The organism is Anaerobacillus sp. 63XJN7_4_ISO-PGPR-S23-413 (assembly GCF_056173725.1).
Genome location: NZ_CM149688.1, coordinates 533,957 through 552,021, shown reverse-complemented (window position 1 = coordinate 552,021; position 18,065 = coordinate 533,957). Strand labels below are relative to the sequence as shown.

24 protein-coding genes are annotated in these 18,065 nt (G+C 38.4%); 10 read left to right on the top strand and 14 right to left on the bottom strand.

The genetic code is table 11. The features are described from left to right. The first annotated feature begins 23 nt into the window (after positions 1–23). Positions 24–917, top strand: a complete 894-nt coding sequence (locus AC0VYO_RS03085) for a diacylglycerol/lipid kinase family protein (RefSeq protein WP_430246892.1) — start codon at positions 24–26, stop codon at positions 915–917. Here the strand turns inward: AC0VYO_RS03085 and AC0VYO_RS03080 are convergent. The 3 genes from AC0VYO_RS03080 to AC0VYO_RS03070 form a co-directional block, all read right to left on the bottom strand. Beyond that, entirely contained in the window at positions 882–1,628 is a 747-nt protein-coding gene (locus tag AC0VYO_RS03080) for a phosphatase PAP2 family protein (protein ID WP_475366520.1), read from the bottom strand. The two genes, AC0VYO_RS03085 and AC0VYO_RS03080, sit on opposite strands and share 36 nt — an antisense overlap. 103 nt (positions 1,629–1,731) lie before the next feature. Next, positions 1,732–2,079, bottom strand: coding sequence for a DUF3243 domain-containing protein (locus AC0VYO_RS03075; RefSeq protein WP_194219992.1), 348 nt, complete (start codon positions 2,077–2,079; stop codon positions 1,732–1,734). 18 nt (positions 2,080–2,097) lie between these two features. Beyond that, complete coding sequence (locus AC0VYO_RS03070; protein ID WP_475366519.1) at positions 2,098–2,613, bottom strand: type 1 glutamine amidotransferase domain-containing protein; 516 nt, start codon at positions 2,611–2,613, stop codon at positions 2,098–2,100. A 182-nt stretch (positions 2,614–2,795) separates the two neighbouring features. On the opposite strand from AC0VYO_RS03070, the gene AC0VYO_RS03065 reads away from it, so the two are divergent. Continuing rightward, positions 2,796–3,230, top strand: coding sequence for a ferritin-like domain-containing protein (locus tag AC0VYO_RS03065; protein ID WP_098446445.1), 435 nt, complete (start codon positions 2,796–2,798; stop codon positions 3,228–3,230). 52 nt (positions 3,231–3,282) lie between these two features. Here the strand turns inward: AC0VYO_RS03065 and AC0VYO_RS03060 are convergent, their stop codons facing one another. Genes AC0VYO_RS03060 through AC0VYO_RS03050 form a run of 3 tightly spaced genes read right to left on the bottom strand, consistent with a single transcriptional unit; the run spans position 3,283 to position 6,022 of the window. Beyond that, positions 3,283–4,023, bottom strand: coding sequence for an EcsC family protein (locus AC0VYO_RS03060; protein WP_475366518.1), 741 nt, complete (start codon positions 4,021–4,023; stop codon positions 3,283–3,285). A gap of 47 nt (positions 4,024–4,070) precedes the next feature. Next, positions 4,071–5,282, bottom strand: coding sequence for an ABC transporter permease (locus AC0VYO_RS03055; RefSeq protein ID WP_475368379.1), 1,212 nt, complete (start codon positions 5,280–5,282; stop codon positions 4,071–4,073). Beyond that, a complete protein-coding gene (locus AC0VYO_RS03050) occupies positions 5,282–6,022 on the bottom strand; it encodes an ABC transporter ATP-binding protein (protein ID WP_226616110.1) in 741 nt (246 codons plus the stop codon). Before AC0VYO_RS03050 ends, AC0VYO_RS03055 begins: the two co-directional genes overlap by 1 nt. A 537-nt stretch (positions 6,023–6,559) precedes the next feature. Here AC0VYO_RS03050 and AC0VYO_RS03045 point away from each other — a divergent pair. Next, complete coding sequence (locus AC0VYO_RS03045) at positions 6,560–6,994, top strand: HIT family protein (protein WP_475369035.1); 435 nt, start codon at positions 6,560–6,562, stop codon at positions 6,992–6,994. 32 nt (positions 6,995–7,026) lie between these two features. On the opposite strand, the gene AC0VYO_RS03040 is transcribed toward AC0VYO_RS03045, so the two are convergent. Further along, complete coding sequence (locus AC0VYO_RS03040) at positions 7,027–7,926, bottom strand: hypothetical protein (RefSeq protein WP_475366516.1); 900 nt, start codon at positions 7,924–7,926, stop codon at positions 7,027–7,029. A gap of 197 nt (positions 7,927–8,123) precedes the next feature. Between AC0VYO_RS03040 and serC the strand changes: the two genes are divergently transcribed. Beyond that, positions 8,124–9,212, top strand: a complete 1,089-nt coding sequence (serC, locus tag AC0VYO_RS03035) for a 3-phosphoserine/phosphohydroxythreonine transaminase (protein WP_430246901.1) — start codon at positions 8,124–8,126, stop codon at positions 9,210–9,212. A 130-nt stretch (positions 9,213–9,342) separates the two neighbouring features. Further along, complete coding sequence (locus AC0VYO_RS03030; protein ID WP_430246902.1) at positions 9,343–9,861, top strand: tryptophan transporter; 519 nt, start codon at positions 9,343–9,345, stop codon at positions 9,859–9,861. A gap of 36 nt (positions 9,862–9,897) precedes the next feature. On the opposite strand, the gene AC0VYO_RS03025 is transcribed toward AC0VYO_RS03030, so the two are convergent. Further along, a complete protein-coding gene (locus AC0VYO_RS03025) occupies positions 9,898–10,296 on the bottom strand; it encodes a YkvA family protein (protein WP_475366515.1) in 399 nt (132 codons plus the stop codon). Positions 10,297–10,416: 120 nt separating this feature from the next. Next, positions 10,417–10,614, bottom strand: coding sequence for a hypothetical protein (locus tag AC0VYO_RS03020; RefSeq protein WP_194220001.1), 198 nt, complete (start codon positions 10,612–10,614; stop codon positions 10,417–10,419). A 169-nt stretch (positions 10,615–10,783) separates the two neighbouring features. On the opposite strand from AC0VYO_RS03020, the gene AC0VYO_RS03015 reads away from it, so the two are divergent. Both AC0VYO_RS03015 and AC0VYO_RS03010 read left to right on the top strand, forming a co-directional pair. Further along, the gene (locus tag AC0VYO_RS03015; protein WP_430246905.1) at positions 10,784–11,152 is read left to right on the top strand and encodes a YtxH domain-containing protein; all 369 of its coding nucleotides are present in this window, start codon (positions 10,784–10,786) and stop codon (positions 11,150–11,152) included. A gap of 71 nt (positions 11,153–11,223) precedes the next feature. Continuing rightward, entirely contained in the window at positions 11,224–11,796 is a 573-nt protein-coding gene (locus AC0VYO_RS03010; protein ID WP_430246907.1) for an HTH-type transcriptional regulator Hpr, read from the top strand. Here the strand turns inward: AC0VYO_RS03010 and AC0VYO_RS03005 are convergent. Continuing rightward, a complete protein-coding gene (locus AC0VYO_RS03005) occupies positions 11,793–12,134 on the bottom strand; it encodes a DUF1878 family protein (RefSeq protein ID WP_430246908.1) in 342 nt (113 codons plus the stop codon). The genes AC0VYO_RS03010 and AC0VYO_RS03005 overlap by 4 nt on opposite strands. A 235-nt stretch (positions 12,135–12,369) precedes the next feature. Here AC0VYO_RS03005 and AC0VYO_RS03000 point away from each other — a divergent pair, with 235 nt between their 5' ends. Next, positions 12,370–12,915 (top strand): DUF3267 domain-containing protein, encoded by a 546-nt coding sequence (locus tag AC0VYO_RS03000; RefSeq protein WP_475366514.1) that lies wholly within the window; start codon positions 12,370–12,372, stop codon positions 12,913–12,915. Between the two features lie 233 nt (positions 12,916–13,148). Here AC0VYO_RS03000 and AC0VYO_RS02995 read toward each other — a convergent pair whose 3' ends face one another. Next, positions 13,149–13,745 carry a YpmS family protein gene (locus tag AC0VYO_RS02995; RefSeq protein WP_475366513.1) on the bottom strand — a complete coding sequence of 199 codons (597 nt, stop codon included), beginning with the start codon at positions 13,743–13,745 and terminating at the stop codon, positions 13,149–13,151. A gap of 123 nt (positions 13,746–13,868) precedes the next feature. Between AC0VYO_RS02995 and AC0VYO_RS02990 the strand changes: the two genes are divergently transcribed. Beyond that, the gene (locus tag AC0VYO_RS02990) at positions 13,869–14,051 is read left to right on the top strand and encodes a hypothetical protein (protein ID WP_194220063.1); all 183 of its coding nucleotides are present in this window, start codon (positions 13,869–13,871) and stop codon (positions 14,049–14,051) included. Positions 14,052–14,313: 262 nt separating this feature from the next. Beyond that, positions 14,314–15,240 (top strand): peptidylprolyl isomerase, encoded by a 927-nt coding sequence (locus AC0VYO_RS02985; protein ID WP_475366512.1) that lies wholly within the window; start codon positions 14,314–14,316, stop codon positions 15,238–15,240. 45 nt (positions 15,241–15,285) lie between these two features. On the opposite strand, the gene AC0VYO_RS02980 is transcribed toward AC0VYO_RS02985, so the two are convergent. The 3 genes from AC0VYO_RS02980 to yhaM form a co-directional block, all read right to left on the bottom strand. After that, positions 15,286–15,564, bottom strand: coding sequence for a sporulation YhaL family protein (locus AC0VYO_RS02980; protein ID WP_283153030.1), 279 nt, complete (start codon positions 15,562–15,564; stop codon positions 15,286–15,288). Between the two features lie 89 nt (positions 15,565–15,653). Then, positions 15,654–16,931: an MDR family MFS transporter gene (locus tag AC0VYO_RS02975; protein ID WP_430243200.1), complete on the bottom strand. Its 1,278-nt coding sequence runs from the start codon at positions 16,929–16,931 to the stop codon at positions 15,654–15,656. Between the two features lie 147 nt (positions 16,932–17,078). Beyond that, the gene (yhaM, locus tag AC0VYO_RS02970; RefSeq protein WP_430243198.1) at positions 17,079–18,047 is read right to left on the bottom strand and encodes a 3'-5' exoribonuclease YhaM; all 969 of its coding nucleotides are present in this window, start codon (positions 18,045–18,047) and stop codon (positions 17,079–17,081) included. Between the last annotated feature and the right edge of the window lie 18 nt (positions 18,048–18,065).

Sequence of the window (18,065 nt, the reverse complement as noted above, 5' to 3'; positions counted from 1 at the left end):
ATTATACGAAAGGAGTCATTAACTTGACACGTGTAGCCATTATCTTAAATCCCAAAGCTGGAAATGTTAAAATGGTCAATCAAATTGATACGATCCAAGAAAGACTACGAGAAAACTATGATCAGGTTTCCCTTTATAAAACAGAATATAAAGGACACGGTGCTGAATTAGTCGCAGAACTAGGCGACGAAGTAGACATTCTCATTGGGGCTGGTGGGGATGGAACCATAAATGAATTAGCAAATGCAATTTGCCAAAGAGAGAAGCGTCCTGTTTTCGGTATTATTCCTGGAGGAACTTGCAATGACTTCTCTAGAGCAATCGGCATCAACCAGAATCCACTCCTTGCTGTTGAACAGCTATTAGAAAATAACCGTTCCCATATTGACGTAGGTCGCTCAAATGATGAGTATTTCTTGAATTTCTGGGGAATCGGCTTAATCACTCAGGCTTCTGAGAACATTAACCCTGATACAAAAGAAGTTTTCGGAAGGCTTTCTTACTACATTAGTACTGCACAAACGATCAACAATCCACAGCCTTTTCATCTTAAAGTAGATGCCGATGGGCAGAATTTTGAAGGGGAAGCTGTCATGATGATCGTAGGGAACGGTCCATTTACTGGCGGGATCCAAGCTTTCTTCCCTGAAAATAACCTGCAAGATGGTGAATTTGATGTCTTAATCATTAAAGAAACGTCTCTTCCAACTTTTTGGTCCATTTTTCAATCAAAGGTTTTCAAGCAGTCGCGATTTAACGAAGATATCATTCATTTCCAAACAAAACGTTTAAAAATAGAAGCTGATCCAGAGCAAAATATCGACTGTGACGGAGAACGTCATCATACGACTCCGTCAACGCTCGAAGTATTGCCTGCATACTTAACTGTTCTTACTGGAGAAGATTTTTCTGAATGAACCTAATGTTAACGAGGATCTCTTAATCCAAAGAACCCATTCAAGAGAGAAAATGCAAACAAATAGCCAGAGTGTACCAGCTGCATAACCTGCTAGAACGTCACTTGGATAATGAACACCTAAATAGATTCGACTAAATCCGATCAGTACGATGAAGAAGAATACTAGTGTTCCACTTAACCACTTTGTCGTTCTACTCCTCTGGCTTCTTACAATAAGGTAACCAATAAATCCATATAGTAGAAAAGATCCCATCGCATGTCCACTAGGGAAACTATACCCCACTGCATCATAAGCAGCATCGATGGAAGGTCTTGACCTAGCAAAAAAATGTTTTAGTTCTGTCGTTAAAAGTCCGCCTGCAGCCTGTGCTATAACGAAAAAGAGAATGCTCCAACCATCACGTAGTTTAAACCATAGAAAAGCTACAGTCGCAACAGAAACCACTGAAATCCACCAAACAGAGCCAAGTTCTGTTATAAATTCCATCACATTTAATAATCCATCGGAACGAATGCCGTCTACGCCAGAAATAATCGCTTGATCAAATTGTAGCGTTTCTTTTTCTAATATTTCTTCTGCTAACTCTGAAAACAACATGATTGCCAAAACAGCGATGAATAGTCCAAATGCATTTAGTACAAGTGGAAACCACACTTTTTTTTGCTTTAACGCTCCTGGCAAGGAGCTAAAAAAATTATTTTTATTCATAATATCGCGCCTTTCACCGTTTTCAATTCTCCAAACTCCGTGAAGTTCTTCACCTCATAAAATTCTTTTTAAAAAAGCCGCTGTATCAGCAGCGGCTTTGCCTTTACTTATCTTTAGTTAGAACCATACGTACAAGAAGATGGGCCAATTCATGACGTTGCTCTTTACTTCCCACAAGCCATAACTCTTGTAATAGCTTTTCTTCTCTATTCTTAGGCTCCTCCTTCTTCGCTAGATAACCCGCTACTTTTTCTGCAGCTTGAGCTAGCGCTTCTTCACTAAGTCCTAATTTTTCTCCGATTTCGACTCTAGTGGCAAGGTATTTTTTAAAGTCCTCAAAATTAGAGAGAATATCATCCATTTTGTCATCGCTCATACGATCTAGTGTATCATCAACTTTATTTACATCGAGCTGACTATCTTTATCAACTAAATGATTTTTTTCACTCATTACTTCCACTCCTTTTTATCAGTTGTCCATAACAGACAGAGATTTTTCAATGAATGCCGGAATATCGTCTGGATTTCTACTACTAACTAAATTTCCACCACAAACTACCACTTCTTCATCAAACACATTGGCACCCGCATGTTTTAGATCTGTTTGAATGGATTTAAATCCTGTAATGTTTCTTCCATTTAATACTTCAGCAGATATGAGCAGCTGTGGACCATGACAGATCACAAGCGTTTTCTTATTTAGAAACATCATTTTTTTCGTAAATGCCACAAATCGATCATCTGCGCGCAGTTCATCAGGTGAAACGCCACCCGGAATGAAAAGAACGTCAAAATCTTCCGCATTTACCTCATCAATTCCTTTGTCGGATATTACTTTAGCCTCGCCTTGTTTTCCTGTTAATTCTTGACCTGCTTCTGTACTAATTACTGTCAGAGAATGGTTTGCATTCTTAAACTGCTCAGCAGGTTTTGTATATTCTACATCTTCAAACATGCTTGTCATAAGTACTGCAATTTTACTCACTTTAGGCCCTCCTATAGATTAACTAATTGTGATTTACATAGTTGAATATTACCCCTCCTACTATCAGTCAAACATCCATCCTATTGTTCCTATCTTTTTCAATGTTTATGTTTTATTAACGGAGTGGAAGGGTAAAATTAATATGGAACCAAAACAGAACAGATTTAGAAAGGATGTTTAGAATGGCCGACAAAAAACAAGAACTAATTGATGGACTTAATGTGGATCTAGCAAATGAATACGCTGCTAGCATTATGTACACTTACAATGCAGCTGTTGTATCTGGTTTATATCGTCAAACACTAAAACCATTCTTTGAAAGTGAAATTGCAGATGAACAGGGACACGCTCTTTATCTTGCAGAGAAAATTAAAGTGCTTGGTGGTACACCAACAACCGCTCCTGCTGAAGTAAAACAGCTTACTGATGTGAAAGAAATGCTTATTGAAGCTAGAACGGCTGAAAAAGATACCATCGATCGTTATGAAAAACGTAAAAAGCAAGCAGAGGAACTAGGATTTACTGAACTAGTTGTGAAGCTTGATGATATGATCGCTGATGAAACACACCATATGGAAGAAATGGATCGCATTCTTAGCGATGCACGCTTCGAATAAGATAATTGATACAAAAAGGCCAGCCGGAACATTCGGCTGGCCTTTTCTTTGTCTATTCTTCTTCATCCTTTACGTCAATGATGCGCTTCCTGTAAGCATTCATGGCATTTTCCCCTAGCCAGTCAAGAAAGTGATAATTCACATACGCCCCGACTATTGCACCAAAACCAGGAATCATCTGAAGTAATTTAGGAAGGTCAATATAATCTCTATACTCGAGTTGAAACGACTTCCAATCATGTTCATCATTGTATTTATTTCTTATTTCCATCTGGTTAAGGTTATCATCCCAGTTAGCGATGCGCTCGTAACTGCTCCTCCTCGCCTCATCTGCTGAAAAAGCGAGTTGAAAAATCGTAAGAATAAACACTCTTTCTTCGAATTTCTTAGCATCATATCCATAAACACTGGCAAGATCAAAAAGGAATTTCATCTTAATGGATAAAAGCAAAGGAAAATCAGCTAAACCAAGAAGGATCCCACCTGCGCCTGTACCTGCTCCTTCTGTAGCAGCAATACGTTTATACTTAAGTATTAATCGTCTTGCTTTTTCATCTCTCACTTGAAGCGATTGATTGATATCTGGTTCTTTAACAGTATACGTATTTCCAGCCAGAACACCTTGGACCATTGTTTTAATACCATTTGTGACGATCGAATGGATACGTTCAGGTATTTTATCGTTAATCCGACTTTGTATTTTTTTTGCTGAACGGGAAACCATAGAAGATTTTTTCTTTATTTTTCGTTCCCAAGATTCAAGCTCTTCTTCTACCTCACTTAAATAACTCATGCTGCAAAACATCCTTTGGCTCTGACTTTTAACACCAAACCAGTCAACTAAATCTTCTGTTTCAGATTACTGTTTCGAGATGTGGCTACGGCAACTGCCGCTGACCCAACAATAAGAATCAATCCAGCCGACACAATGTCAAAAGAAAGAACAAAAGAAATAACAGCAAAAGTAACTGCTTGTGCACCTAGTAAACGAATTAGCAGGGCGCGAAACGCCATTATTTGTTCTTTATCTGACAGTGGATAAAGTTTTACCATCACATGTGCCTCGTAGTGAGGGAACAATGTTCGAAGTTGAACAGCTGTTAAATAAATAATGAGCGCAGTCCCAATCACTTTACCTGTAACTCCAGGAACAAAAGCGATCACTACGAGTCCTAAAAGCCATAACCTAAAATAGATACCTAAATATTCATTACTCCTAATAAATGCTTTTTGATAGAGCGTCTCATAGACAGTATTTGTTGGGAGAAGTTTCTCCGCAATTGAGCTTAATGTACGCCTTTGTTTAACAGACTGTTTTAATTTAGGGACATCCGTAAATAAATTAGCTGTTCGATAGAACTTCATACTTTGTTGTTCATCTAGCACAAGTAGCTTCTCCCATTTGATTGCATATTTACGTTGAAGCGGAAGAAAGAATAGAAAAAGAATCGCTACAAGTATGAGACATGCGAGCGTTACGAAAATCCATGATGCCTGTGCCAGTAATAAGTATGTTACTAGCATTGTAGTAAAAAGACGCACCATTGTATAAAGCCAGGAAGTTTGGTGAGCTGGTAAGTGGAGTTCCATCCACTTCATGATGACGTTAACTCCCTTTAATGCAATCAGCACAATAATCACAAACACGTAGTAAGGCGTTCCAGCAGACATCTCGTGCTGATAGAGAGGTGCAAGAATCGTCATAACGACAACGGTTATAAATACTTGAAGTCCGAAACTATACAATAGAGATTTACGAAAGTAGCCGTGTAAACGGTTTTCCGCTGGTAGCATAAATACTAGATCGGCTTCTGACAAAAAGAACCTTAATGGCGTTCGAACCACAGTCACTGCAGCAATGACTGTAATGACCGCTAATCCAGGAAATGTTTCAGGAAGTACTTTCAATAATTCACTGTAATAATACGCCCCGAATATGAGGGTAAGAACAAGCGTGAACAAAAAGCTGCTATTACCAATTAGTCTAAAGTAACGCAGGGCAATTTTCCAAAAGGCCCCTGCCCTTTCTTTCCATAGCGTCTCAAGCTGCATCATTTGCCACTCCTGGTCGCTTCAATATAGATATCATCGAGCGTAGCAGCTTTATTACCGATTTGATGCCGTAATTCTGCCATAGTACCTGACATTACAATTCGGCCATCGTGCAGAATAATAAATCGATCGCAATACCTTTCAGCTGTTGAAAGAATATGTGTCGACATTAATACCCCTGCGCCTTCCTCTTTCATCTCCAGCATCATATCAAGGAAGGACTGAATCCCAATAGGATCTAAACCAACAAAGGGCTCATCTACGATATAAAGAGATGGTTTTACGAGAAAGGCACACATGATCATAACCTTCTGTCTCATCCCTTTAGAAAAATGACCCGGAAACCACTTCTTCATATTAGTCATCCGAAACTCTTTAAGAAGTGCTTCAGCTCTTTCTTTCCATTCTTCACTTAATTCATAAGCTAGAGCTGTCAGCTGTAAATGCTCCCAAAGCGTTAACTCATCATACAACAACGGTGTTTCAGGTATATATGAAAACTGTTTACGGTAACCATCTTTATTTTCAGAGAAGCTCGTACCACCCACGCGGATACGACCATTCATTGGGTCAAGTAAGCCAAGAATATGTTTGATTGTTGTACTTTTGCCAGCCCCATTAAGGCCAATGAGACCAACAATTTCATTTGAATTTACATTAAGAGAAAGATCATGGAGTACAGGCTTATTCGCCTGGTATCCACCAGTAAGATTGCTAACTTCCAGAATAGAATTCGTCATAGCGTTCCTCTCATTTCGCGTCATTTGTTTACATTTTAACAAACTTTCAATTGGAGCGTGAAACAATGAGTTGAATGATTCGTACAGCACCCTTCTCACTTACCCCTATCCACATCTTACCTTTTTCACAGAAGACTTTCCATAAAGGACATTTTTCATTTTATAGTCTCGTTGATATTATTTAACTTTTATTATTGACTCATTTAAGTGTAGATATAGTTCCCATTCGAAGTTGTCGGTTATCGAGATAATAAAACTCAAAATACATGAATAGATCAATGGTATTAAGAACATCCTTATAGAGAGTGTGGCGTCTTCCCTTAAAACAAGTTGCACTCAGGGCTCTGCACCCCCGGCAGAGCCTTTTCTTGTTCCAATCCAATTATTCTTAAAAATAAATATTTCTTAGATCATATAGAAGTTTCGTTTAATCATTGGATTGTGTTTGCAAGATATGTAAGTACATTAGGGAGAAGCGGTCATAACGAAAATGAAAATTATGGTACGATATATGAAAAGATTGAAAGGATGATGAACATGAGCCATTCACCCGATTGCATATTCTGTAAGATTATTAACGGAGATATTCCATCTGCGAAAGTTTACGAAAATGAAGACGTTCTAGCCTTTCTAGACCTTACACAAGTAACAGAAGGACATACCCTCGTCATTCCAAAAAAACATCAGCAAAACATCTACGAGCTTGATCCCGAGACAGCTTCAAAGCTCTTTGCTGCAGTTCCTGAAATAGCAAATGCTTTAAAAGCGAACTTTTCTCCTGAAGGCATGAATCTTCTAAACAATAATGAAGCGATTGCTGGACAATCTGTTTTTCATTATCATCTACACCTTATTCCACGCTACGGTAAAGGGGACGGATTCGGAGCGGTATGGAAAACACACGAAAATGACTATGATGCGGAGAAGTTACAGCGCCTTGCTGAAGGGATTCGTTCGCACATTAATTCTTAACGAAATTGTCTTGATACATAAAAGGAGACCATTTACGGTCTCCTTTTCATTTGGGTTCGTTTCATTTCTTTTAATGTATAAAAGCCATTCGGAACAACCCAATCTGGATGATCAAACGTTTGATCTAATCCATTTAACATCGTTGACATCTTTGTTCGTAAGTCTGGATTCCACCTTAATTCATGAATAAACTCTTCTCTATGACCTCCATACCCGACCATAGCCTTCAGCTCATTTAATAAATCTGCTTGCCACATAGATGGGAGATTTGATTCCCCCGGTATATCTTTAAATCGTACATAAGAACCTTCTCTTATGTAACCGTGTGGATAATAGTATGCGTAAACTCGTTCGAAATTCTCCCCTGTTTTAAGGGTAAGCTTGCCATGAAGGTGCTCTCTTAGTACATAACCGCCTTCCGTACGATTTAACAGTTCTAGCTGTTCACGATCAACAAATGTAACCCACACTTCTGTCTTCGCTCCCTGAACTGGAGCAATGACAGCAGGAAGTGCTCCATATGGTGCTAGAAAGGAACCTGCGATGACGTCTGTATCCTTTATTTCTGCACGATAATAGAGAATGAAATCACTAACATCAGGATTGAGACTAAACTTATATTTGAGCTGTGCTAGACAGACATTCGATCCATATGCGAGAAGCGGGATTCGCTCTTCAATAGGAGATAAACCTTCTGATAACAGCAATTCTTCCACTGTAAACTGTTCTGTCGTTGCAAATGCAAGAGAACCCGACACGTCTTCCCCTCTTGCATAATGAACAATTTGCTTCTCTACTGGAGTATTTTGAACTTCATCAATTCGATGTGCTTTCCCGTTATGGTATAGGAAAGATGAAGCTGGTCGTGGACCAGGATAAATATCTGGATGATCGTATGGTCCGATATGAGTTGGTTTGTTTTCTCGATACATTAGTTCACACCACTTTCTTATCATTCACTTCTATATAGAATAGCAAAATGATGAAGCAGAACAAATGCTTCTGCTTCAATAGAACGAAATATTCGAAAAGATTAGAAAAAAATATAGCACCGCCGAATCCTTTAATGATAGGATGAGTACAAGTTAAATCGAGGCATCGCATTACATTACTAAAGGAGTGTCTATTAGTGGAACGTCGTTATAATTTTAATGCTGGCCCGTCCGCCTTACCTCAAGATGTACTTAATCATGCTCAAGCAGAACTTCTCAATTATCAACAGCAAGGTATGTCCATTATGGAATTTAGTCATCGTAGCAAAGAATATCAGAAAATCCATGATGGAGCCAATGAGCTTTTAAGAGAACTGCTTCACATCCCTGATGACTATGAAGTTCTTTTTCTTCAAGGCGGAGCAAGTTTACAATTCTCAATGATCCCAATGAATTTTCTTCAAACTGGTCAGCAGGGTAATTATTTCCTTACAGGAAGCTGGTCCCAAAAAGCATTAAAGGAAGCTCAGAAATTAGGAGACACGTATGTTGGTGGAAGTAGTGAACAAGATGATTTCAAACGTATACCAGAGATCGACACGCTACAATACAGTAACAAAGATGCATACGTTCACTTGACTTCAAACAACACAATACATGGCACCCAGTGGAAGGAATTCCCCAAGCATACCCATTCTCCTATCGTTGCCGATATGTCGAGCGATATATTAAGTCGATCCCTTCCAATTGACCAATTTGGTCTTATTTATGCAGGTGCTCAGAAAAACCTTGGTCCAGCAGGAGTAACTGTAGTCATCTTAAGGAAAGATATGCTCAAAAACATCCCAGATCAACTTCCAACAATGTTAGACTATCGTACTCACGTTGATAAGAAGTCGCTCTATAATACCCCTCCTTCGTTTGCGATCTATATGCTATCCCTTGTTCTTGAATGGACAAAGACTAAGGGAGGTATTAAGGAAATCGAAAAGATGAATGCTGAGAAAACAAATCTACTCTATGACACGATTGATAGTAGTAAAGGTTTTTATAGTGGAACAGCTGAAACAGCAAGTCGCTCATCAATGAATGTAACTTTCAATTTACCAGGAAAAGAGCTTGAAGAACTGTTCCTACATGAGGCGGCAGAAGAAGGTTTTGTTGGGTTAAAGGGCCATCGCTCTGTTGGAGGATGTCGTGCTTCCATCTATAACGCTGTTCCCCTTGAATCAGTTCGTGCATTAAGTGACTTTATGCAGACATTCCATCACAAACACAATATTTAACACTTTTCAATAGGACATTCGTTTGTTATGATATAAAAAATTAGTTCTTTCGCAGCAGGCACATAGCGCACTGATGGAGAGAACACCGTCTTTTGACGGAGAATGAGATGAGAAGAGGAGAGATTTCTTTATGAAAACAAAAAATTTAGTACTCATGGCTTTACTACTTGGTATTGGAACGATTCTACACGCAATTATACCTGGCTTAATTTCTGGCATGAAGAACGATATGCTTCTTACAATGATGTTTCTAGGAATATTACTATTTCCTGAGCGCAAAAGCGTTCTTGTACTCGGACTTGCGACAGGAGTTATCTCTGCTGCAACGACAACATTCCCTGGTGGACAACTTGCTAACATGATTGATAAACCTGTGACAGCTTTTGCTTTCTTTGGTCTTTATTTACTCGTTCAGCGGTTTGGCCAATCATTAGTAACAGTTGGAATTTTAACAGCAATCGGCACGATGATTAGTGGGGCTATATTCCTTGGAGCTGCTCTTGTCTTTGCAGGACTTCCTGGTGGCGCCGCATTCACTGGACTGTTTGTTACCGTTGTTCTTCCAACAGCCGTAGTAAATACCATTGCAATGGTACTAATCTTTCCAGTTGTACAATCAATCCTTAAACGTACTAGCTTCGCTTTCTAAATAAACACAAAAAAAACGGCCAAATTGGCCGTTTTTTTATATTTTCACTCCTGTTTCCCACTCTCGGAACTTTTCTAACTCATGCTTTAATTGACTTGCAACAAATCCTATTACTGCTACATCATCAAGAAGCCCGACTCCCGCTAATAAATCAGGAACCGCATCAATAGGACTAATAAAATAAAGTAATGCTCCTACAATCATAACGACTGATTTTTTTGAAATATCGCGATAACTTCCTTTACGAAATTCCTGGACAAGTCTCGAGAACGTCTTCACATCCACCCACATCTCATCCATGCCCTTACGCCCATTGTATAGGGCTCCTTTTTTCAAGGATTCGATTGAAACATCCTTCATTTTGTCTTTATCCTTCATAACCATTACTGCCTTCTTTGTCATTCTCTTAAAAACACTTTTAATCATACGATTCATTATTTCACGCTCCTTAAATACCCTTCTCTCTATAAGATACCTCAAATGAGCGTGATTCTAACCTTTAATATCGTTTTTATGTTTGCAAGTTGAAAGCCGTGGGGAAAATAAAGGACATCATTAGAAAATAAGCATGGCCATCGATACCCCAAGCACAAGGAAAACAATCGCAAACGTACCAAATAAGTAGGCGCTTTTTTGCTTTCGGATCATTCGTTCATTGTGAAATGAATATTTTCTAATTAATAACAGCCTGCTTACTGTTGCGGTTAATAGTAGACTGCCAGCTGCAATAAGGAAAAAGATAAATCCAGCCATACCCGTCCCCTCCATTTACCGTAGCGTATACTAAAAGGTATATGTGATGCCCACTGCTTTCATAACCACAACGAATTAATGAAAGGAGAAAGCAGGATTCTTGACTGGGATGGCGAACTAATGTCTTTAAGTAGAAGTATAAGGATTTGGATAGGAAAGGATGAACATCATGGGAAAAGCAAAAACATTATTAACAGGATTTGTAGTAGGCGGGGTAGTTTCCGCTGCTTCTGTACTTTTAACCACTCCGAAATCCGGAAAAGAATTAATGACTGACGCTAAAGAGAAGAGTGATGATATAAAGGAAGGGTTTACTAAGCTTAAAAGTGATCTTAACGAACTGACCGCTCAAGTAAAACAGCTTTCTTCAGAAGGCAAAGAAATTATTCAGGAAGTAGCCGCTGACCTTAAACGATCCATCTCTTCATTTCAACAGGATATTGAACCGAATTTAACTAGGCTAAAGGCAGATGTCGAGGAAATGCAGAAGACGATTGAAACAGTCAAAGAAGAAGTAAACAGTCCGGCTTCAAAATAGCCGGTTTTTTTACCGAAGATCAACAATATTCTAATATAGCTTGAATCATCTAGTTGTAAAGGAGGGCATTTATGAAAGAAGAACAGGAAATTTCTATTCAAGAAGCAATGATTTTTAGCCATCGAATTGGCCAATTAAGCAAAGCACTTTGGAAATCTGTTGAGCGAGATTGGCAAGATTGGCTCAAGCCATTCGATCTCAATATTAATGAGCACCATATTCTTTCAATTGCTTATCATCTTGACGGCTCTTCAATATCAGATATTGCGAAGTTTGGCGTTATGCACGTCTCAACAGCGTTTAACTTTTCAAAAAAACTTGAATCTAGGTCTCTCCTCACATTCTCAAAAAAAGAGAATGATAAGCGAAATACATATGTACAGCTTACCGAAAAGGGAGAGAAGCTGCTTCAGGAAACATGGAAACATTATTCACCAAGTCGAGATAGTGTTTTGAAAGCTTCCATGCCGATTAGAGAACTATACGGTAAATTCCCTGAATTTACTGAGATGATGTGTGTCATTAAAGGCCTATATGGTGAAGACTTCATGGAAATCTTCCAAAAATCTTTCACCAAGCTTGAAAGTGAATTCTCTAGAGAACTCACTGAACAAGATGATAAAGAGCGCTCCAATCTTTTCTAACGATAAGGCGACACTTTTAATAGCGTCTCCATAAGTTCTCTATAAACCTCTTCTTGAGATTGCAGTGCTTTAATGGTTGAGAGGGGCTCCAATTTAATATTTAACATCCCTACGAAATGCGTGAGCAACGTGGAACGGTTCAAGAGACCCTCCTCGATCTGCTCATGCATTTTTTGGTTCACCTCTACGCATAATTGATATACTTCTGACACTTCTGACTCTGTCAGCCCTCTGTCAATCACAAGGCGGTAAAAGGGATAGTCTCCTTCCTCTTCCATCTTTGCAAGTAGGCGCATATGAAATTCAATTTTATCTAATCTTTTGTGGATAGCTTCCATCTGACTTAACTCCTTACTGTGCAATTAATAGTACTTATAGTTTAACGGAACGGGTTTTAAATTGAAATGTATTTTCCAGACTAATCCAGCGCGAAAAACCGCTGATTTTGTCAAAATAATTTTGACTAATTTCTTTCTAAAAAAACGTGTTGATTTCTTCCGAGAATCGCTGTACAGTATACGAGTATTCAATAAACATCAACTAAATTGAAAGCTACGAAAGCAGGTGATTCTTATGAATTGTTGGAAATCGATTTATCTACATCGCGAATTCGGTACACATCGATTAACGATTTTCTCGATGCTGTTAACCTTATTATACTTTATTGCGTTTTATCTTGTGTTCAGTATGTTATACCCGACAACAAAACATGCGATCGTACCAATTTTACCGTTTCTCGGTTCCTTAGCTGTCCTTTTCCCTATTCATAAGCTAATACACTGGCTTCCTTTAACAATAGCCGGATTAAAAGCAACAATGAAATTAGAAAAAGGATTTGTGATCGTACCGATGATGCGCTGTGAAACGTGCAGCCCAATTTCACGTAACCTCTTTTTAATTGCGGCACTTGCACCTGCGGTTTCGATTACGACCGCAGCTATAATTGCGTCAGTTTATATGCCAGCTTATGTATCGTTCTTCTCGATCCTAGCAGCTATAAATCTTGGGTTTAGCTTTAGTGACTTCCTTTACGCTTCTCAGGTGCTCCGTGCACCGAAGAATGCTTATGTTGAGGATCGAAGTGAAGGTTTCCATATTCTTATTAAACGGGCTTCTTAATAACTAATCTGACACTCTATTAAACAATAGACTTCAGAGAGAAAGAATAAAATATGATGCCCCTAATAGATTAGCTATACAACAATAATTGCTCGATTTTGAGCTCATTAACATAGCTAATAGAATAAAAACAGAGCGCTGAAATTCAGCGCTCTGTTCTTTTGGATTGGCCACTAGGTCAGCAGTATTGAATTCTTATGAGACTTCCTTCATAATAATATTAGGACAAGGAACTAATTAATAGGATAGTAAGCATCGAAAACAATTTCATCATTAGGAAGATCGAATGATTTAGCCCTTAGTTTCATATCATTCTTCAATTCTAATTCGCTTACAGCCATGTAGATTGTCCCTTCATCAGAATCAATTGTTATTTCAGGCGGCAATGATGCCTGCTTTTTTATAAAAGAAAGAACTTTATCACTTGGGAGTTCAAGCAAACCAATTTGAAAAGATTTTTCTTTTAATAAAAGGTCACCATTTGGCTGTACCTGTGGCTCAAACTTAAGAAAAAAATCAACTTTACGATCAAAAATCGTCACATACCCCTGGAAAGTTGCAAGTTCATCAAGGTTTACATTATAACCGATGTTCTCCTGTTTCTCGCTATACTTTTCAAGTTCTCGATTGATGATCTCGTTCAATTCATCTTTTTTCATCTGGATGGAAAAGGTTGTTTCAAAAGGTTCTTCTGTGTTTTTCTCATTTGAGAGTTTGGCAATTTCACTTTCAGGAAAATAGTATTGATAGAATCCTACTATTCCTGCGAAGATGAGAATGACGGCAGCGAAGAGAATGATAAAGGCCGCCTTCCATCGGTTTTTAAACATTTGAACAGCTCCTTATGGGACGAATATTTTCCATGATACTACGGATCGAAAGATAAGTTAAAGTAAACCGTTATATATTTCTTCGAATTATCGAATTGGACTCTGGGAGGTACTGAAATGACCATGATTGGAATATTCTTCATCCTATTTGCGACTTTCATTCTAGTCACATTTAATTCAATGACAAATGCACTATGCTTGAAGAAAAACATTCCTGAAGAAAAACAGCCTAATGTATTTAGAACCATTAACGTTCTTATTACTATTTTGCTCATTTCTTCATATGTAGAAGTTTTATTCACTTAGAATCTTAGGTAGCCTATTACCTAACGAACGATTGAAAAAGATGAGGCCAAATGCCTCATCTTTTTTTAGTGGTTTTAACCCGGTTAGGGAATCACACTGTATTCTCGCTTTTATTATATCAATTTCCCATAAAATTCGCCTGTTTTGTGTAATTTTTCTCATATTTCCAATTGAATTTAACTTCACTTATCTTTCTATGCTATAGTATTAACTGTATCACAATTTTGTTAAATTTAACTAACCCTTTAGGAGTGTATGTTTGATGAAAAAAATGTTCATAATGCTTTCTGCATTGATCGCCCTACTCGCGATATCTGCTTGTAGCAATGACTCTGCGGATAATTCAGAAGCCGTAGTCGAAACAAGTGCTGGAGATGTTACAAAGGAAGAGTTCTATCAAGCGTTAAAAGATCAATCTGGTGAAGCAGTATTAAGTGACCTTGTCCAAACTAAAATTCTTGAAGATAAATATGATGTAACCGATAAAGAAGTCGATGCAGAACTTGATAAAATTAAAGAAAACTTTGAAACCGATGAACAACTTGAACAAGCCCTTCAATCAAATGGTTACAAAGACCTTGAACAATTCAAAGTTGATGTACGTAAGCAGCTATTAGCTCAAAAAGCTGCAACTGAGGGAGTAGAAGTTTCAGATGAGAAGCTAAAAGAATTCTACGATGAAAACAAAAACCTTTTCACTGAACTAGAAGCGAGCCATATTTTAGTTGACGATGAAGACACTGCTAAAGAAGTTCAAAAGAAATTGGAAGATGGCGGCGATTTCGCTGAGCTTGCCAAAGAGTATTCTAAAGATGGATCTGCTGAAAACGGTGGCGATCTTGGCGTCTTCAAAAAAGGCGACATGGTTGCTGAGTTTGAAGAAGCAGCCTTTGCATTGAAAGAGGGCGAAGTAAGTGATATCGTCCAATCACAATTTGGGTATCACATTATTAAGCTAAAGAAGAAAACGGTGATGCCGTTTGAAGATGCTAAAGAACAAGTTGAAGAACAATATATGTTACAAAACGCAAAAGATGTTCCAACTGTAATCGATGAGCTTATTAAAGAGTCTGATATTAAAGTAAAAGACGATCAGTTTGAAGATCTCTTTAAAGTCGAAGAAGCTGCTGACGAACCAGCTGATGACAGTGCTAACACTGAAGAAGAGTCCAAAGAGTCAAATGAATAAATAAAAAAAACGAAAGAGCTAAATTAGCTCTTTCGTTTTTTTTATTTAGTGTTCTGTTATACGCTGTTTCCTCCGCTCCCGCTCTTCTTCCATTCTCTCCACATATACTCGTCCTTCTTCTTCAATATGGATCTGATCGATTTTTTTCTCTTCAGCCGTCAATTGCATCGTTTTATAACCGCTGTAAACAATCCCCGCTAGTACAAAATAGAGCCACCAGGGAAATGAAGAGAATACTCCCGATAACGTTGAAGACACTTCTGTAAGCTGAAATAGACTAAGAATCAATAGAAATCCAAGAAGTATAAGAACACTCTTTCTCACCTAAAGCACTTCCTTTCCTTCTTTCGTACAAGCTCCATTAATTACTACAATTTATGAGCAAAGATCGTGATTTATTCCTCCTAGAAGAATTATGATTGCCCGTACGCTCCCTGTTTACTTCGCATATCAAACATTACATAATAGATAACTCCCGCAATGATCGCAAGGAAACTAATGAGATAGAAAGTCCATTGAAACCCTAGGAGAGCTGTGAGCGGGATGGCAGCTGGTGCAAGAGTTCTTCCAATTGTAAAGCGAAGACTTGCAGCCGCAAAATACTGCCCGCGCATATTTTCCGGTGCCAAGCGTGATACAAAACCCTCTTGAATACCCACAACCATCAGTTCTCCCATCGTAAATACAAGCATCGCAATGGCAAGTAGCCAAACGGACGTTACATGACCAAATAAAATCATGCTGACAGCATAAATCATGCAGGAGAAAATAAAGACGTTACGTTCTTTGAATTTACTCATTTTAGTCGTCATAAACACTGTTAATAGAGCAACTAATAACCCATTTTCTGAAATAAGCCAACTAAAAATGCGATTTCCGTCTGCAGTAATGACTGTATTAAAGAAGGTTAACACTGGTTGGTCAGGTACTTTTTCACTCAAATAAACGGCAATTAATAAGTCCATCTGCATAAACGTTTGTGCTACTAGTATTCCAGCAAGTATAAATAAAAGAAAGACCTTATCTTTAACAATGATTCGATAATCTTGAAGCTGATCCCAAATAAACCTTGTCCATTTTACAGATGAATCTGAAACGAGACTGTTTTCTCTTTTCTCTGGTGCTGTTTCACGAACGTAGATTGCAATCAATGCCGCGACGGCGAAACTGACAATAGAAGCGATAAGAAGTAAAGGGAATCGATGTTGAAAGAAAAAAAGACCGCCTAATATTGGCCCTACAACAACAGAAATATTTAAAGCTGTATAGAAAACGGCAAAAACCGTATTACGATCTTTTTCCGCCACAACATCTGCCACCATTGCGTGACTAGCTGGCCAATACAATGACCCAAATACCCCAAGAATGGAGAAGCTAATGAACGTTAGCATTGGTGAAACAAGCCATGGGGAGTTTGCGAAAGCAAATACGACAAAGGTGAGTCCTTGACCCACTGCAGAGATAAACATCATTTTCTTTCGTCCATACTGATCTGCACAATATCCTCCTACTAAGTTAGCTACAACAGCAACAACCTGTGATAAAACAAGTAAGAGTCCGGCCATTCCTTTGCCAAAGGACTCCGAAAAGTAAATAGCCATAAACGGGAAGAACATCCAAAAAAGAATGTTCATCATCCCTTCACCCAAAAGCCGTATCTTTAAATTCCGATCCCAATCTTTTATTCTCATGTACTTCCTCCACTATGCATGTATCCTAAGGCTAAGTTAGTAAATTGAATGGATACTTGGCTTGTTTATACGCTTACAATTAACGTAACATGACCATAAAAAAAGAGAAACGGCTCATAGAGCACATTTCTCTTGGATTTGCCTGTTTTATTTTTTCGAGCTATCAATAGTACTCATTTTAGGCTTGTAGAATGAACGATTATCAAGTGCAAACACTCGATCAGTAAATTCGCCAGGTTCTACTTTATCAAGAGCTCTATCGAGCATATTCATTTTCGCATCAATGTTATCAATCATATGCAGCATTTCTGCTTCACGAATCATAGGAGGTTTAGGACTCCCCCAATCCGCTTTTCCATGATGACTTAAGATAAGATGTTGAAGAAGCATCACTTCTTCACCGTCAATTTCTAATTCTTTTGCAGCCTGACCGATTTCATTAACCATGATGGAAATATGGCCAAGTAATTTCCCTTCATTCGTATAGCTTGCTGCAATGGATCCGGACAGTTCAACTACTTTTCCAAGATCATGGAGGATTATCCCACCATATAGCAGATCCGTATCTAGAGAAGGATAAAGATTCGCTAACGACTTGGCAATATCAAGCATCGAAACAACATGATAGGATAAGCCTGACACAAATTCATGGTGATTTTTCGTTGCTGCAGGAAAAGTCAGAAAGTCATTTTGGTGTTTTTTCACAAGGTGACGTGTAATCCGTTGTATGTTTGGATTACGCATTTCAAATACATATTGCGTCACTTTCTCCATGATTTCGTTCATCTCAAGAGGTGCCGTTTCAACGAAATCACCCACCTTGACTTGATCCATGTCTGTTGCGAGACGTATCGCTTTAATTCTAAGCTGATTGCGTCCACGGTAGCTTGTCACGTCTCCTTTTACCTTGATGATCTGCTGAGCATCAAAGCTTTCTTCATCGTCTGGAGAAGCATCCCAGAGCTTTGCTTCAATATCTCCAGATTTATCTTGAAGAATTAAAGTAAGGAAAGGTTTTCCGTTACTTGCTACACCTTTTACTGATGATTTAATTAATAAGTAGTGATCAACTTGATCTCCTACGCGATAATGTCCGATTCCTTTGAATTCCTTCATCTTTCCACCTCCGGGGCA

Bases quoted from the DNA above. Each gene is read 5' to 3' on its own strand.
- AC0VYO_RS03080 (WP_475366520.1), bottom strand. From the start codon at position 1,628: ATGAATAAAAATAATTTTTTTAGCTCCTTGCCAGGAGCGTTAAAGCAA.
- AC0VYO_RS03075 (WP_194219992.1), bottom strand. From the start codon at position 2,079: ATGAGTGAAAAAAATCATTTAGTTGATAAAGATAGTCAGCTCGATGTA.
- AC0VYO_RS03065 (WP_098446445.1), top strand. From the start codon at position 2,796: ATGGCCGACAAAAAACAAGAACTAATTGATGGACTTAATGTGGATCTA.
- AC0VYO_RS03060 (WP_475366518.1), bottom strand. From the start codon at position 4,023: ATGAGTTATTTAAGTGAGGTAGAAGAAGAGCTTGAATCTTGGGAACGA.
- AC0VYO_RS03055 (WP_475368379.1), bottom strand. From the start codon at position 5,282: ATGCAGCTTGAGACGCTATGGAAAGAAAGGGCAGGGGCCTTTTGGAAA.
- AC0VYO_RS03050 (WP_226616110.1), bottom strand. From the start codon at position 6,022: ATGACGAATTCTATTCTGGAAGTTAGCAATCTTACTGGTGGATACCAG.
- AC0VYO_RS03045 (WP_475369035.1), top strand. From the start codon at position 6,560: ATGAGCCATTCACCCGATTGCATATTCTGTAAGATTATTAACGGAGAT.
- AC0VYO_RS03040 (WP_475366516.1), bottom strand. From the start codon at position 7,926: ATGTATCGAGAAAACAAACCAACTCATATCGGACCATACGATCATCCA.
- AC0VYO_RS03030 (WP_430246902.1), top strand. From the start codon at position 9,343: ATGAAAACAAAAAATTTAGTACTCATGGCTTTACTACTTGGTATTGGA.
- AC0VYO_RS03025 (WP_475366515.1), bottom strand. From the start codon at position 10,296: ATGAATCGTATGATTAAAAGTGTTTTTAAGAGAATGACAAAGAAGGCA.
- AC0VYO_RS03020 (WP_194220001.1), bottom strand. From the start codon at position 10,614: ATGGCTGGATTTATCTTTTTCCTTATTGCAGCTGGCAGTCTACTATTA.
- AC0VYO_RS03015 (WP_430246905.1), top strand. From the start codon at position 10,784: ATGGGAAAAGCAAAAACATTATTAACAGGATTTGTAGTAGGCGGGGTA.
- AC0VYO_RS03010 (WP_430246907.1), top strand. From the start codon at position 11,224: ATGAAAGAAGAACAGGAAATTTCTATTCAAGAAGCAATGATTTTTAGC.
- AC0VYO_RS03005 (WP_430246908.1), bottom strand. From the start codon at position 12,134: ATGGAAGCTATCCACAAAAGATTAGATAAAATTGAATTTCATATGCGC.
- AC0VYO_RS03000 (WP_475366514.1), top strand. From the start codon at position 12,370: ATGAATTGTTGGAAATCGATTTATCTACATCGCGAATTCGGTACACAT.
- AC0VYO_RS02995 (WP_475366513.1), bottom strand. From the start codon at position 13,745: ATGTTTAAAAACCGATGGAAGGCGGCCTTTATCATTCTCTTCGCTGCC.
- AC0VYO_RS02990 (WP_194220063.1), top strand. From the start codon at position 13,869: ATGATTGGAATATTCTTCATCCTATTTGCGACTTTCATTCTAGTCACA.
- AC0VYO_RS02985 (WP_475366512.1), top strand. From the start codon at position 14,314: ATGAAAAAAATGTTCATAATGCTTTCTGCATTGATCGCCCTACTCGCG.
- AC0VYO_RS02975 (WP_430243200.1), bottom strand. From the start codon at position 16,931: ATGAGAATAAAAGATTGGGATCGGAATTTAAAGATACGGCTTTTGGGT.
- yhaM (WP_430243198.1), bottom strand. From the start codon at position 18,047: ATGAAGGAATTCAAAGGAATCGGACATTATCGCGTAGGAGATCAAGTT.